The 13,701-nt window shown below is 70.7% G+C and carries 11 protein-coding genes; 3 read left to right on the top strand and 8 right to left on the bottom strand.

All coding sequences use genetic code 11. The annotated features are described in order from the left end of the window. The first annotated feature begins 65 nt into the window (after positions 1-65). Positions 66-710 (top strand): TetR/AcrR family transcriptional regulator, encoded by a 645-nt coding sequence (locus ACLJQE_RS03595; RefSeq protein WP_410637469.1) that lies wholly within the window; start codon positions 66-68, stop codon positions 708-710. A gap of 5 nt (positions 711-715) precedes the next feature. On the opposite strand, the gene ACLJQE_RS03590 is transcribed toward ACLJQE_RS03595, so the two are convergent. The 3 genes from ACLJQE_RS03590 to ACLJQE_RS03580 all read right to left on the bottom strand — a co-directional run bounded on the left by ACLJQE_RS03590 (position 716) and on the right by ACLJQE_RS03580 (position 4,069). Next, positions 716-1,879, bottom strand: a complete 1,164-nt coding sequence (locus ACLJQE_RS03590; protein WP_410638302.1) for a GGDEF domain-containing protein — start codon at positions 1,877-1,879, stop codon at positions 716-718. 321 nt (positions 1,880-2,200) lie between these two features. Then, on the bottom strand, positions 2,201-3,460 hold the full coding sequence (locus ACLJQE_RS03585; protein WP_410637468.1) for an MFS transporter: 1,260 nt from the start codon (positions 3,458-3,460) through the stop codon (positions 2,201-2,203). Positions 3,461-3,772: 312 nt separating this feature from the next. Then, entirely contained in the window at positions 3,773-4,069 is a 297-nt protein-coding gene (locus ACLJQE_RS03580) for a hypothetical protein (RefSeq protein WP_410637467.1), read from the bottom strand. Positions 4,070-4,251: 182 nt separating this feature from the next. Here ACLJQE_RS03580 and ACLJQE_RS03575 point away from each other — a divergent pair, with 182 nt between their 5' ends. Continuing rightward, complete coding sequence (locus tag ACLJQE_RS03575; RefSeq protein ID WP_410637466.1) at positions 4,252-6,135, top strand: FAD/NAD(P)-binding protein; 1,884 nt, start codon at positions 4,252-4,254, stop codon at positions 6,133-6,135. A gap of 6 nt (positions 6,136-6,141) precedes the next feature. Here the strand turns inward: ACLJQE_RS03575 and ACLJQE_RS03570 are convergent, their stop codons facing one another. The 3 genes from ACLJQE_RS03570 to ACLJQE_RS03560 all read right to left on the bottom strand — a co-directional run bounded on the left by ACLJQE_RS03570 (position 6,142) and on the right by ACLJQE_RS03560 (position 8,684). Continuing rightward, positions 6,142-7,248 carry a glycosyltransferase gene (locus tag ACLJQE_RS03570; RefSeq protein ID WP_410637465.1) on the bottom strand — a complete coding sequence of 369 codons (1,107 nt, stop codon included), beginning with the start codon at positions 7,246-7,248 and terminating at the stop codon, positions 6,142-6,144. An 18-nt stretch (positions 7,249-7,266) separates the two neighbouring features. Continuing rightward, positions 7,267-7,905, bottom strand: coding sequence for an HNH endonuclease family protein (locus ACLJQE_RS03565; protein WP_410637464.1), 639 nt, complete (start codon positions 7,903-7,905; stop codon positions 7,267-7,269). 134 nt (positions 7,906-8,039) lie between these two features. Next, entirely contained in the window at positions 8,040-8,684 is a 645-nt protein-coding gene (locus tag ACLJQE_RS03560; RefSeq protein ID WP_410638301.1) for a hypothetical protein, read from the bottom strand. A 112-nt stretch (positions 8,685-8,796) separates the two neighbouring features. On the opposite strand from ACLJQE_RS03560, the gene ACLJQE_RS03555 reads away from it, so the two are divergent. After that, complete coding sequence (locus ACLJQE_RS03555; protein WP_410637463.1) at positions 8,797-10,083, top strand: adenylosuccinate synthase; 1,287 nt, start codon at positions 8,797-8,799, stop codon at positions 10,081-10,083. Between the two features lie 8 nt (positions 10,084-10,091). Here ACLJQE_RS03555 and ACLJQE_RS03550 read toward each other — a convergent pair whose 3' ends face one another. Together ACLJQE_RS03550 and ACLJQE_RS03545 are read right to left on the bottom strand one after the other, a co-directional pair. After that, positions 10,092-10,589, bottom strand: a complete 498-nt coding sequence (locus tag ACLJQE_RS03550; protein ID WP_410637462.1) for an OsmC family protein — start codon at positions 10,587-10,589, stop codon at positions 10,092-10,094. Between the two features lie 142 nt (positions 10,590-10,731). Next, entirely contained in the window at positions 10,732-13,647 is a 2,916-nt protein-coding gene (locus ACLJQE_RS03545) for a BTAD domain-containing putative transcriptional regulator (protein WP_410637461.1), read from the bottom strand. Between the last annotated feature and the right edge of the window lie 54 nt (positions 13,648-13,701).

Below are 13,701 nucleotides of genomic sequence, written 5' to 3'. Positions count from 1 at the left end.
GGTGCGTGGGGGAACACCTTTTTGGACAGAGGTGTCGGAAAAAGAATCACGTGAGGTGGACCACCATGTCAAGCCCGGCTCCGCGTGGGCGGCCGCGCAAGCTCCCGGTTTCGGAGCAGCGCGCCCGCGTGCTGCAGGCGACGGCGCGGGTCGTCGGGCAGCACGGGATGCAGGGCGCGACGATCGAGCAGATCGCGCGCGAAGCCGGCGTCTCGCGCCAGGCCGTCTACGAACAGTTCGGCGACCGGGCGACGCTGTTCGCCGAGGTCGTGGCGGAAACCGAGGAGCGGGCGTTCACCGCCATCGCGGGGCCGTCGGTGGCCGACGAGCAGCCCGGCCTGCGGGCCTGGGCGCGGGCCAACTACGCCAACATGGTCACCTTCGTCGCCGACCACCCCGAGGGGTACGGCGTGCTTCGCGCGGCCGAGCGCGCGGGCGACCCGGCTCTCACCCGGTTGAGGGAGAGGCTGGCCGTCGTCTACGCCGAAGCCAGCCGCAAGCGGTGGGCCGCGCACGGCATCGACTCCGGCCGCGCGGACCGCGCGCTCGTCACGCTGTTCTTCGCGATGACCGAGTCACTGGTCCAGGCCACCTGGGACGGCGAGCCGCCGGACCAGGACGCCCTGATCGACCTGCTCACCGAATTCACCGTGGGCGGCGTCGCCCGCCTGCAGACCAAGGCGAGCGACGTCATCGAGCGGTTGCGGTAAGGGCGCTAAGCCGGGGCCAGTACCGCCGCGGCCGAGCCCACCACCCGGTTGCGTCCGCCGTGTTTGGCCGCGTACACCGCTGCGTCGGCGGACGCCATCACCTCCTCGATGGACGAACCGTCCAGCGGGTAGGCGGCGACGCCGATCGACGCCGTCTGCCGTTCGATGTCGACGGCGGCGCCCTCGTTGGTCTTGGTGCTGATGATCAGCTCGCTGACCCGTTGCCGGATCCGCTCCGCCGTGACGATCGCGTCTTCTTTGGACGTCGACGGCAGCAGCGCGACGAACTCCTCGCCGCCGAACCGGCCGACCAGGTCGTGCGCCCTGGTCTCCTGCTTGACGACGGCGGCGACCGCCTTGAGCACGTCGTCCCCGGCGAGGTGCCCGTAGGTGTCGTTGATCCGCTTGAAGTGGTCGAGGTCGATCATCATGGCGCCGAAGCTGCCGTTCTCCCGCTGCGCGCGCGAGATCTCGCGCTGCGCGCCGTCCTGCCAGGTGGTGGCGTTGAGCAGCTGCGTCTTCTGGTCCGTGGTGGCCAGCTCTTCCAGCCGCTTGATCAGCACGGACCGCTGCAGCACGTACAGCGGCAGGATGACGAGCACCGACAGCAGCGGCTCGGTGGTCAGGACCATCACGAGCAGGCCGCCGACGCACAGGGTGGCCAGCTCCAGCAGGTTGTCGTCCATGTTGCCGAGGCAGCCCTCGACGGTCGCCTTCTCCGGGGCGGCCAGGTACAGGCCGAGCCCGGTGAGGGCGGTGTTGGTGGTGAAGAACGCGACGGCGGCCAGTGCGACGGCCACCATCCCGTGCCCGCTGAACAGCTCCGCGACCAGGCCGGCGGCGAAGCCGGACAGGATCATCGTGGTCGCGTTCGCCGCGACGCGGTGGGCCTCACCCGGGCGGGTACCGGACCAGCTGCGGAACGCGAGGTAGACGTAGAGCACGGTGCCCAGGACGGCCACCAGCTGCGGCGGCACCAGCAGCCCGGCGGGCAGCAGCCAGACCGACGTCATGTTGATGTGCGGGCCGTTGCTCAGGATCCGGCGCTGGCGCTCGATGCGCCTGCTGACCTCGGTCTGGGCCACCGCCAGGGCGGTGAGCAGCGCGAACGTCCCCAAGTTCGCGAGCGTGACCGGGATCGTGAGCGTCGCGGCCGTGGTCCAAGCCAGCATGACGGCGATCGCGGTGAGTGTGACGGCGACCCAGGCTCGTGGCCGGGTCCACAGTGCCCAATCGGCAACACCACGAGCCGTGGCTTGTCCAGATCGTTCCCCCGATGTGACCATTTTTCCCCCAGCCCCTTGCGCAGGTGATCAGTGACAATCTACTCACGGACAGTTTCAGACCGTTCGCGTGCTGTCCACAAGGGCTTTCGGTGTGTACTTTTTGTTTGACACCGGAACGAGAGGTGGCCAGCGATGCGCGGCAAAGATCAGTGACCGCACAGCGCACCGCAAGGTCGCGCAGGTCAAGCCCACGCGCGGAGCATGTCAAGCATGTTCGGCGCGTGCGGCTTCTTTGTCGATCCATCGTTCCGGCTCGCCCGACAGCGCGCGGGTCCAGAGCACCGCGAGCGGGAGGGTGAGCAGGATTCCGGCGATGCCGAAGATCCCGACCGTCGAATGCGGAGTCAGCTGATCCGCGAGCACGCCGCCGATCAGCGGGCTGATGCCCATCATCGTGGTCAGGCCCGTGTTGGACAGGCCCATCACCTGCGCCCGCTGCTCGTCGGGCACCGCCAGGGTCAGTGACGCGGTCGCCTGCAGCAGGCAGACCGTGCCCAGCCCGCCGGAGATGACGAACAGGACGATCGACGAGACCGGGCCGGGGTTCAGGAAGCAGAGCACCAGCGGCACGGCGCACAGCGCCGAGAACGGGCCGATCAGCTTCGGCCGCAGCCGCGCGGGCACCCAGCGCGTGTAGGCGAAGGTCGCGATGACGCTGCCGATCGGGTCGGCCGCGAGCAGCAGGCCGATCGTTTCGGGGCCGCCGCCCGCCGCCGTGACGTACGGCGCGGCGATGCCCTCGTAGACCGGCAGCAGCCCCATCAGCCAGGTGAACAGCACCAGCGTCCGCAGCGGCGAGCTCGCGAACGCCGTCCGGCCGCCGCCACCGAGCGTCGCGAAGAAGGACTTGCGCTGCTCGCCGGTCGCCGCGGCCGGCCGGGCGCGGACGCCGAAGCGCACGAAAACGGCCGACAGCACGAAGGTGGCGGCGTCGACGATCAGCGCCACGTGCGGGTCGAGGGCGAGCAGCAGCGCGCCGCCGCCGGCGAAGCCGAGCAGCTGGGCGCTCTGCACGGTCATGCTCCGGATGCCCATGCCGACGACGAACCGGTCGCCTTCGAGCACCTGCGGCAGCAGGGCCAGCTGTGACGCCTTGAACGGCGGGTTGACCAGGGAAACGCCGCCGACCAGCACGCACATCAGCCAGAACGGCATGCCGGGCAGGGCGACCAGCAGGATCAGGGCCGCCCGCAGCAGGTCGACGAGCACCATCACGCTGCGGCGGGGGAAGCGGTCGGCGAAGCCGGTCAGGAAGATGCCGCCCAGCAGCGACGGCGCGTACGTCAGGGCGTAGGTCAAGCCGGTGAGCGTCGCGGAGTTCGTCCCGGTGAACACGAGGATGGACAGCGCGACCCTGGCCAGCTGGTCGCCGGCGATCGAGAGCAGCTCGCCGAACCACAGCGCCCGGAACTCGGCGATCCCGAACACCTCGCGGAACGTGACGCGATCCGGCGGTGCTGCCATGCGTTTTCTCCCGACCTCTTGACAGACCGCGGCGTCCCATGACCTCCGGTGACGAGACGACCAGTCGGTCATGAGGCGGTCACGGTACGTGAGTTACCCCAGCCAGTGTCCCGTGACTGTTGGTAAATCTCTAGGTTCTTTCGCTGGTATCCAAGGCGTCACGGAGCTCCCCGAACGGGTCAGACGATAGCCCGCAGTGTCTGACCGGTGGCCCAGGAGTCACCAATCGATCATTCCGTACCGCCTGGTCGGTCGCCAGAGGCAAAAGTAGCCACCTCGCGTGCGCGAGGTGGCTACCGGGGGAACGGAAGGTCAGCGTGGGCCGCGCGCACGTTCGATGACCTCGATCGACGCGCGGACCTGCTCGAAGGTGGGCGGCGCCGCCCGGTTGAACACGACGGTCAGGGACCGGCGCGGGATGACCACGAACTCGACGTCGACCCCGGCCGCCTCCGCGGCGGCCTCGACGACGTCCCGCCAGTGCTCCGGGTCGATCCCGTCCGGATCGGCCCATTCGTGGGCGAAGATCGCCCAGTGCCCCCGGAGGAGGGTGCCGACCACGTCCTGCGCGGTGTGGACGCGGTGCGGCGAACCGATCTCATCAGCCAAGTATTCGCAGGTGGAGGGCGGTGGTCGAGGCCCGGGCGCCTAAGTGGACGAGGGACAACGGAGCTCCTTTCGCCGGTGCCCGGGGAATTCGGAGCCGCGGGCCGGGGTGGATTGGTCGCGCCGGCGATTCCGCTCTGTGGGAACGGCTTCCCGCGCCGGAACCCCGGCGTAGCTTCGGGTTCGTGGCCGATCTCCCGCCGTTCACCCTGGCTGTCGTGGGCGCCGGACCCCGCGGGGTCGGCATCCTCGAACGGCTCGGCGCGAACGCCGGAGAACTGCTGCGCGGCCGTCGGCTCGAGGTGCACCTGATCGACCCGTTCCCGCCGGGGCCCGGCCGGGTGTGGCGCTACGACCAGTCACCCCTGCTGCGGATGAACTCCATGCCCGAGGACGTCACGATGTTCACCGACTCCTCGGTGAAGATGGCCGGCCCGGTGTGGCCGGGGCCGTCGCTGCTGGAGTGGGCGCGGAAGGTGCGTGACGGCGGGCGCGACGCCGACGTGCCGCCCGACGTCGCCGTCGAGCTGTCGGCGCTCGGCGCCTTCGACTTCCCCACCCGGCGCCTGCAGAGCGCCTACCTGACCTGGGTGTACCGGAAGGTCGTCGAAGACCTGCCCGAAGGCATCGACGTCGTCGAGCACGCGGTCCGCGCAACCGGGGTCGACGGCCGCACCGTCAGCCTGTCCGACGGAACGGCGATCGTCGCGGACGCCGTCGTCTTCACCGTCGGCCACCTCGACGCGGAACCCGGCGAGCGGGAGCGCGAGCTGGTGGCGTTCGCCGCGCGGCACGGGTTGTCCTACTACCCGGCCGGCTACACCGCCGACGTCGACTACGCCGGTGTCGAGCCGGGCGAAACCGTGCTGGTGCGCGGGTTCGGGCTGGCGTTCGTCGATCTGATGCTGCTGCTGACCGAGGGCCGCGGCGGGCGGTTCGAGGACCTCCCGTGCGGCGGCCTCCGCTACCACCCGAGCGGCGCCGAGCCGGTGCTGCACGTCGGCTCGCGGCGCGGGGTGCCCTACCACGCGAAGATCGGCTACCGGCCGCGCGGGAAACCGTTGCGGCTGCCCAGGTTCTTCGACGCCTACGCGATCGACGCGCTGGCCGGGCCCGTCCTCGACTTCCGCCGGGACGTCTGGCCGCTGATCGCGAAGGAACTGGCCTGGGGTTACTACAGCGAGCTGTTCACCGGGCACCCCGGCCGCGTCCGCATGGACTTCGCCGTGTTCGCCGACGCCTTCGCCGACCTGGCCTGGGATTCGCCGTCCATGCGGGACCTCGTCGCGCGGGCGGTACCGGCCGAGGTCGACCGGCTCGACCTCGACCGGCTGGACCGGCCGATGGCGGGCCGCGGGTTCGGCACGGCGGAGGAGTTCGGGAAGGAACTGCGCAAGTACATCGAAGCGGACCTGGCGCGCCGGGCGGATCAGGAGTTCAGTGCCGACCTCGGTGCCTTCATGGCGTTGCTGTCGGTGTACGGCCAGCTGCCCGTCCTGATCCAAAAAGGACGCCTCGGCGCCGGGTCGCAGGTGTCCGATGTGGACGGCTGGTTCCACGGGTTCTTCTCCTACTACGCCAGCGGTCCGCCTCCGCGCCGCCTGGAGGAGTTGCTGGCGCTGCACGAAGCCGGGCTGGTTTCCTTTGCCGGTGCGGAAATGCGGGTCACGGCGGAACGCGGCGTCTTCGTGGCGTCGTCGGCGAGCCACCCGGAGGTCGTCGAGGCCCGCACGCTGATCGAGGCGCGGCTGCCGGAGCCGAGCGTGACCCGCGCGGCCGACGGCCTGCTCCGGCAGCTGCGCGACGCGGGTGAGCTGGCGGAAGAGACGGTGGCGGACCCGGTGACCGGCGCCCGGCTCCCGTCGGGCCGCATCCACACGCGGGTGTCGGATTCCCGGCTGCTCGACGGTGCCGGCCGCCCGCACCCGCACCGGTTCGCGGTGGGCCCCCACACGAGCGCCCGCTCGGCGGCCGCCTTCACCCGGCCGCGGACGAACGCGTTGTCCTTCCGCCAGAACGACGCGGTGGCGCGGGAAATCCTGGCGCTCGTGAGTGGTGATCCGGGTTAGCGCCCCTCACGAGGCCCAGGCGACCAGCTCGCCGAGAACCTGCTCCGGGGCGGGCATTCCGGCGATCTCGGCCGCAACGGCCCGAGCGACCTCCCGCGCCGCCGGGTCGTCCAGCAGCTCGCGGGCCGCCGCCTCGATCGCGTCGATCCGGATGTCCTCGCCTGCCAGGGCCTTGGCCGCGCCGAGTGCCGACAGCGTCTCCGCGTTCGCGAACTGGTCGGCGCCCTGGGGCAGGATCAGCTGCGGCAGGCCGGCGGCGAGCGTGCCGAGCACCGTCCCGGTGCCGCCGTGGTGCACCACCAGGCCCGCGTGCCGCAGCACCTCGGCCTGCGGCACGAAACCCGCCACCCGCACCCGTTCCGGCAGCTCGCCCAGCGCCGCGGGATCGCCGGGGCCGACCGCCACCAGCACGTCCACCGGCAGCCGTGCCAGTGCGGCGATCGCCCCGCGCAGCACCTGCGTCGCCCCGAAGACCACGGTGCCCAGGGTCAGGTACACGAAGCCGTCCCGCGGGAGCGGCGGCAGCGGGACGGCGGCGTTGTACTGCGTCGGGCGCATCCGGAACACCGTCGGCACGGCCGCCGTGCCCGGGTCGCGGACGCTGTCGGGCCAGACGTCGATGCAGGCGTCGCCGAGCATGGCGTCCGCGGGCCGGGCACCCCAGAGCGGCGCCAGCCGCTCGGCCGCCACCGCGAGCACCTCCGGCGGCATCGACCGGCCGATCACCAGCGAGGCAGCCGGGACACCCGCCTGCCGCGCCAGCGCACCCGCGCCGACGTCACTCTGTTCGTAAACCACCAGATCCGGCCGCAGCCCGGGCAGCAGCGGGCGCAGGTCGGCCATCGTCGCCTGGGGAAGCAGCTCGGCGAACATCGTGATGCCGACGTCGAGGAAGCCGGCGTCCTCGCCGTGCCGCCGCTTGGCCTCGGCTTCCGCGTCGCCGATGGAGATGCCGACGCGGTGGGCCTCGAAGCCGAGCTCACGCACCTTCGGCACGAACGCCTCGCCGGTGCCGAAGACGACCTGGTGCCCGGCCGCGCGTGCCGCGTTCGCCAAGGGGAGCAGGGGAAAGAGGTGGCCGTACGCCGGGCGGCACGTGAAGAGGATCCGCACCGCCGCAGCGTACCGGCGTCAGCAGCGGTTGAGCATGTCCGTCAGCGCGGTCTTCTCGGCGGAGTTGATCGTCAGCTTGAACTTGTACTTCACCGCGACCCACATCTTCGCGTAGGTGCACCAGTAGCCGACCAGCGGCGGCTTCCACTGGTCGGGCGACTTGTCGCCCTTCTCCTGGTTGACGTTGTCGGTCACGGCGATCAGCTGCGGGTCGGTGAGGTCGTTCGCGAACGCCCGGCGCTGCTCGGTCGTCCACGACGACGCGCCGGTGCGCCACGCGTCGGCCAGCGGCACGACGTGGTCGATGTCCACATCGGACGCCACGGTCCAGGTCGCGCCGTCGTAGGGGCTGACCCACTTCCCGGAGGTCGCGGCGCAGTCGGACCCGGTCACCACGTTCGTGCCGTCGCGCTTGAGCACCACTTCGCGGGTGTTGCAGCTGCTGCCCTGGTCGATCCAGTGCGGGAACTTGTCGCGGCTGTAGCCGGTCTGCGAGCCGTCGGCCTTGACGGTCAGGGTCGCGAGCTCGGACTTCGCCGTGGTGGCCGACGGGATGCCCGGCGGGGTCGCGTCGGCGACGCCGGCCAGGGTGCCGGACAGCAACGCGGTGACGGCGAGAATGGTGAACGAATGACGAACAGTACGCCTGGTTGGCATCTTGCTGCCTCCGGGTTAGAAGTGGGGACAACTAACCTTGAGGCACGAGAGTGGCGCGTACAACACGTATAGGTGACATGCTGCTGGCCGTCAATGAACACCGCGTTACTCACGGGCCACCGTTGCGGTGACGATCAGAGGGCGCCCCGGACCAGCCGCAGGTCCTCGGTGTGCCGGTACCAGGTCCACTTGTTCACCGCGCGCTCGTGGACGACGTCGTCGCGCACCGGCCGGGTCGGGATGCAGCCGATCTGGAACGCCCGCGAGTACAGCGTCGACGGCCGCTTGAAGATCGTGCCCTTCACGACGCGGACGGCCAAGCCGGGGCCGCCCGGGTCCGGCGTCACCTCGATCGACGCGGCCGGCCCCCGCAGGGCCACCTGCTCGTCGGCGTAGGCCACACCGCGGACCATCCGCAGCTGCCCGCGCCCGACGAGCACGCCGCCGACGTCGTCGCGGATCAGCGGTACCGGGTCGACCTCGCCGCGCAACGCCAGCGCGAGCGCCCGCAGCGGCGTCTTCGGCAGCCCCCACAGCGCGCCGACGACCGAGTCCGGCGACGACGGCACGAACCCGACCGACACGCCGGAGAGCGCGTTCTTGCGAAGCAGGCGCAGCACGACCGCGGCGAGGTCCGCGTCCGTGCCGGACACCACCAGGTGATCGTGTTCGCCCAGCAAGGGGTCGATTTCCGCCTTGCCGGGACGGCTCGGCACGCGGATCGACTCGACGTCGTCGACCTCTTCGAAGCCGGCCGAGTCCTCGCCACAAGCCACCACTATTCCGCGCACCCGCGGGTCCTCCGTTACGCTCATGCACCGGCATTTAGCAGCGCCACCGGTGTCCGTCCGGGACACTAAACCTCACGTCGTCGAACACCTGGAGTGTCACATGCCGGCCATCGTGCTCATCGGTGCCCAATGGGGAGACGAAGGCAAGGGCAAAGCCACCGACCTGATGGGTGACCGCGTTCAGTGGGTCGTCCGCTACCAGGGTGGCAACAACGCCGGTCACACGGTTGTCCTGCCGAACGGCGAAAACTTCGCCCTGCACCTCATCCCGTCCGGCATCCTGACCCCGGGCGTGACGAACGTCATCGGGAACGGCGTGGTGGTGGACCCCGGCGTGCTGCTCGACGAGCTCTCCGGCCTCGAAGCGCGGGACGTGGACACGTCCAAGCTGCTGATTTCGGCCGACGCGCACCTGATCATGCCGTACCACGTGGCCATCGACAAAGTCACCGAGCGGTACCTCGGCAGCCGCAAGATCGGCACCACCGGCCGCGGCATCGGGCCGTGCTACCAGGACAAGATCGCCCGCGTCGGCGTCCGCGTGCAGGACCTGCTCGACGAGAAGATCTTCCGCCAGAAGGTCGAAGCCGCGCTGGAGTTCAAGAACCAGGTGCTGGTGAAGGTCTACAACCGCAAGGCGCTGGACGCCGACCAGGTCGCCGACGAGGTGCTGGCGGCGGGCGAGAAGTTCGCGCACCGCATCGCCGACACGCGCCTGCAGCTCAACCAGGCGCTGGAGCGCGGTGAAACCGTGCTGCTGGAGGGGTCACAGGGCACGCTGCTCGACGTCGACCACGGCACGTACCCGTTCGTGACGTCGTCGAACCCGACGTCCGGCGGCGCGAGCGCGGGGTCCGGCATCGGGCCGGGCCGCATCGGCACGGTCCTCGGCATCCTCAAGGCCTACACCACGCGCGTCGGCTCCGGCCCGTTCCCGACCGAGCTGCACGACGAGTCCGGCGAGTACCTGCGCAAGCAGGGCGGCGAATTCGGCGTGACGACGGGCCGCTCGCGCCGCACCGGCTGGTTCGACGCGGTGATCGCGCGGTACGCGGTGCGCGTCAACGGCATCACCGACTACTTCCTCACGAAGCTGGACGTGCTGTCCGGGCTGGAGAAGGTACCCGTGTGCGTCGGCTACGAAGTCGACGGATTCCGCACGCAGGACATGCCGATGACGCAGACCGACGTGCACCACGCGATCCCGATCTACGAAGAGCACCCGGGCTGGTTCGAGGACATCTCGGCGTGCCGCACGTTCGAGGAGCTCCCGGCGAACGCCCGCGCGTACGTCGAGCGCCTGGAAGAGCTGTCCGGCGCCCGGATTTCGGCGATCGGTGTCGGCCCGGGCCGCGAGCAGACGATCGTGCGGCACACGTTCGTCTGAGGTTCCGGCTAGGTCAGCTTGGTGCTGACCGGCGTCTCGTTGCGGAACAGGTCGAGCACCGGGCAGTGCTCGTCGACCTCGCGCTTGAGGTCTTCGTAGCGCTCCCGGCTCGCCGGCCCTTCGAGCTCGACGGACACGCGGACGTCCCCGAACCCGGGCCGCGTGTTGAAGGAGAAGCCGAAGAAGCCGTGCAGGTCGAGGTCCCCGTCGACGGTGACCTTGATGGAGTCGATCGGGATCCCCCGCTTCGCCGCCCAGAACTGGTAGGTGATGACCTGGCAGGACCCGAGCGCGGCCAGCGCGTACTCGACGGGATTGGCGGCCTGGTCGGTCCCGCCGAGCGCGGCCGGTTCGTCGACGGTGAACCGGTGGTCCCGCACCTTGACCTCGACCTCGGTCTTCGTCCCGGGCTTGAGAACGTGGTCAACGCTGAAGGAGACGGCAGCGTTGTGCGGATCGGCGTCAACGGCCTTGCGGGTGCCTTCGATGACTTCGGTCAGCGACATGGGCTCTCCTGAAGATCGGAATTTCGCTTCAGGGTGGGCGAATCCACGGCGGCCCGCTCGGGTTCTCAATTTCTGGGAGACGGCACGTCCGGCATGCGGAAGCGCTTGCCCGCTCGCGTTGAAGGCGATAACGGCAAGTAGCTCAGGTCTCACCTGCGACGGCGGCAAGCCCGTGGTAGCCGTGAGTTTCGGCCAGCTGCGAGGCGGCACCGAGGTAGTGGCCGGCCTGTTCCGGTGAACCGGCAGCCCGGTGGACCTGCCCGATGGTGATGAGCGCTTCACACTCGTCGAACCGGATGCCGGTTCGACGGGCGAGGCGAAGGGCGTGGTGACCGCTGAGCAGGGCACGAGCGTGGAGACCGCCGGCGAGCCTGCTCACCGCGAGTGCGGCGTACCCGGCGATCTCGGCGCCGGCGTCGTCGATGCCGCGCCCGGTCTCGAGTGCTTCCTCCGCGAGGCGAATGGCGCGGGCAGCGTCGCCGGTGCCGGCGTGGACTCGGCTGAGCACCGCGAACGCATAGGCCTCGGTGCACCGATCGTTCGCGCGCCGCGCGAGCTCCGCGGCCTCTTCGGCAGCGCAAAGGGCCGTTTCGTAATCGGCGGCGCGGAAACGCACGCGCGCGAGCAGGACCAGGTCGTCCGGACAACGCGTGCCGGCGGCGCGCGAGGCGTGGATCCTGGTCGCCTCGGCCAGCCGGCCCCGGTGTTCGTGGAGAACCCCGAGATTGCGGCGGCAGATCGGGTTCCGTTCCGGTTCGAGGGCGCCCGCCTCGGTGAAGAGCGCGCCTGCCCGATCGAGATCGCCGGTGACGAGGTGGAGGGTGGCCAGGTTTTCCAGCACGCTGACCACGCCCCGCTGGAAACGGAGCGCGCGGTAGAGCCGGAGAGCGGCTTCGAAGTGGGTGATGGCGGGTCCGAAGTCGTACCGGTGTGCGCAAGTGGCGGCGAGGTTGTTGTGCGCGGCAGCCCGCAGGTCTGGTTCGCCGGTGGCTTCCGCGGCGGCGAGGCCGATCCGGGCCAGTTCCGGTCCTTCCGCGAGCCAGGTTGTCATGCAGTGGCCGCGGAAGGCGTCGACGAGCTGCCAGGTCCGCCCTTGGTGCCGGTGGGCGTGGGCGCGGCGGATCGCCGCGACGAGGTTGGGGACTTCGTCGTCGAGCCACGTCCGCGCGGCTTCCTCGCTGTCGAACCCGCACTGCTGGTGCGGTGAAGACTGGCGCAGGACGAACGGGTACAGCAGATCGGCGGCGGCAGTGGTGCGGGCGAGGTAGTAGTCGAGCAGGGCGCGCGTCGCCGTGTCGCGTTCTTTCCCGGAGCACTCGAGGTCCGCGCGTTCGACGGCGTACCGGCGGAGGAGTTCGTGCAGGCGGTAGCGTCCCGGCGCATGCTCCTGGACGAGGTGGGCCAGGGCCAGCCGTTCGAGGTGGCGGGCCGTCGTCGAGGCCGGGGCACCGGTCAGCGCGGCGGCCGCGGCCGGGGTCGTGTCCGGGCCGGGAACCAGGCCGAGCAGCCGGAACGTACGGCGGGTTGCGGTGTCGAGCGCGGCGTAGGACAGGTCGTAGGCGCCCCGGACCGCGCTGGTTCCGCCGTCGGTCGTCAAGCTGTCCAGCACACCGTGGGCATGCAGGTCGGCGAGGTGGTCGGAGACCCGGCGGGCGGCCCGGTACCGGAGCTGGGCACCGGCGATGCGCAGGGCGATGGGCAGCCGCGCACACGTCTCGGCCAGTTCGGCGGTGGCCGACGGTTCGCGGGCCGCGCGTTCGGGACCGATCGCGGTCGCAAGCACGGCGACCGCGTCAGCCGCATCGAGGACGTCCAGCGTGAGGTGCTGGGCGCCGTCGAAAGCGACCAGGCCGTCGAGCCGGTTGCGGCTGGTCACCAGAACCACGCAATTCGGCGCCGCAGGCAGCAACGGCCGGATGTGGCCGGGATCGAGCACGTCGTCGAGCACGCAGAGGACGGACTTGGCCGCCAGCACGGATCGGTACAACGCCGCGGCTTCATCGAGGTCCTCGGGGATTTGCCGCGCCGGAACCCCCAACGCACGCAGGAACCGCACGAGAACGGGGCCGGGCCGGGCCGAACGACGGAGGTCGGCGTACAGCTGCCCGTCGGGAAAGCGGTCGCGGACCCGGTGCGCCCACTGCGTCACGAGGTCCGATTTGCCGACCCCGGCGGTTCCGACGACGACGCCGAGGCGCGGGCCGTCGCCGCCGGGCAGCAGCCGGTCGAGCGCCTGCAGTTCGGTGCGCCGTCCACGAAATCCCGAAGCAGCACGGGGAAGCTGCGCGGGGCGCAACGCACAAGGCTCGGGGATGGCCTGGTGCCGCAGCACGGACAAATGTGCGTTGCGCAGCTCGGAGCCCGGTTCGGCGCCCAGATCGCCGGCCAGCCTGCTGCTGATCGTGTCGTAGGCGTCGAGCGCCGCTGCCTGTTGCCCGGCGGCGGCCAGCGCGAGCATCAGCAGTGCCCAGAGCCGTTCGTGCAGCGGGTGGTCGGCCACCAGCCGGTGGAGCTCGGCGGCCACGTCCGCACAGGCACCCAGGTTGAGCCGCGCGCGGCAGTGGTGTTCGACGGCGGCGAGCTGCATCTCGACCAGCCGTTGCGTCTCGCCCTCGACCGTGGCGGTAGCGGCGAGGTTGCCCAACGGTCGTCCTCGCCACAGAGCCAGGGCCCGCTCGAGCGTCTCCGCGGCGCACTCGTCATCGCCGGCGAGCAGCGCCCGGTGGCCCGCCGCGGCGAGGCGCTCGAACCGCTCGGCATCGAGCTCATCCGGCTGGACTTTGATGAGATAGCCACCGGCCCGGGCGTGGATGCGGTGGGCACCGCCTTGCAGCGTGGCGAGCTGCCGGCGCAATTGGCCGACGTGGGTGCGCAGGTTCGCCGGTGCCGACGGTGGAGCCGTCTCACCCCAGATCACCTCGATCAACCGGTGCGGTGGAACCACTACGCCGGGCGCCAGCAGGAGGGCGGCAAGCAGCGCGCGCTGCCGCTGTGAGGCCAGCTGCAGGTGCACGGTTCCCGACCGGACCTCGACCGGGCCGAGGAGCAGGAACTCCACAGCATCCCTCCCCCCGCGAGCGTGGCTTGACCAGTCGATGTTCGCCGGATGTGC

This window comes from Amycolatopsis sp. lyj-346 (assembly GCF_046548975.1).
In the GTDB taxonomy this organism is placed as follows: Bacteria; Actinomycetota; Actinomycetes; order Mycobacteriales; family Pseudonocardiaceae; genus Amycolatopsis.
This window is presented reverse-complemented; position numbering and strand designations above follow the sequence as displayed.

What these genes read in the sequence shown, in the direction of transcription:
- ACLJQE_RS03595 (WP_410637469.1), top strand. Translation starts at nt 66, where the DNA reads ATGTCAAGCCCGGCTCCGCGTGGGCGGCCGCGCAAGCTCCCGGTTTCG.
- ACLJQE_RS03585 (WP_410637468.1), bottom strand. Translation starts at nt 3,460, where the DNA reads ATGGCAGCACCGCCGGATCGCGTCACGTTCCGCGAGGTGTTCGGGATC.
- ACLJQE_RS03565 (WP_410637464.1), bottom strand. Translation starts at nt 7,905, where the DNA reads ATGCCAACCAGGCGTACTGTTCGTCATTCGTTCACCATTCTCGCCGTC.
- ACLJQE_RS03555 (WP_410637463.1), top strand. Translation starts at nt 8,797, where the DNA reads ATGCCGGCCATCGTGCTCATCGGTGCCCAATGGGGAGACGAAGGCAAG.
- ACLJQE_RS03550 (WP_410637462.1), bottom strand. Translation starts at nt 10,589, where the DNA reads ATGTCGCTGACCGAAGTCATCGAAGGCACCCGCAAGGCCGTTGACGCC.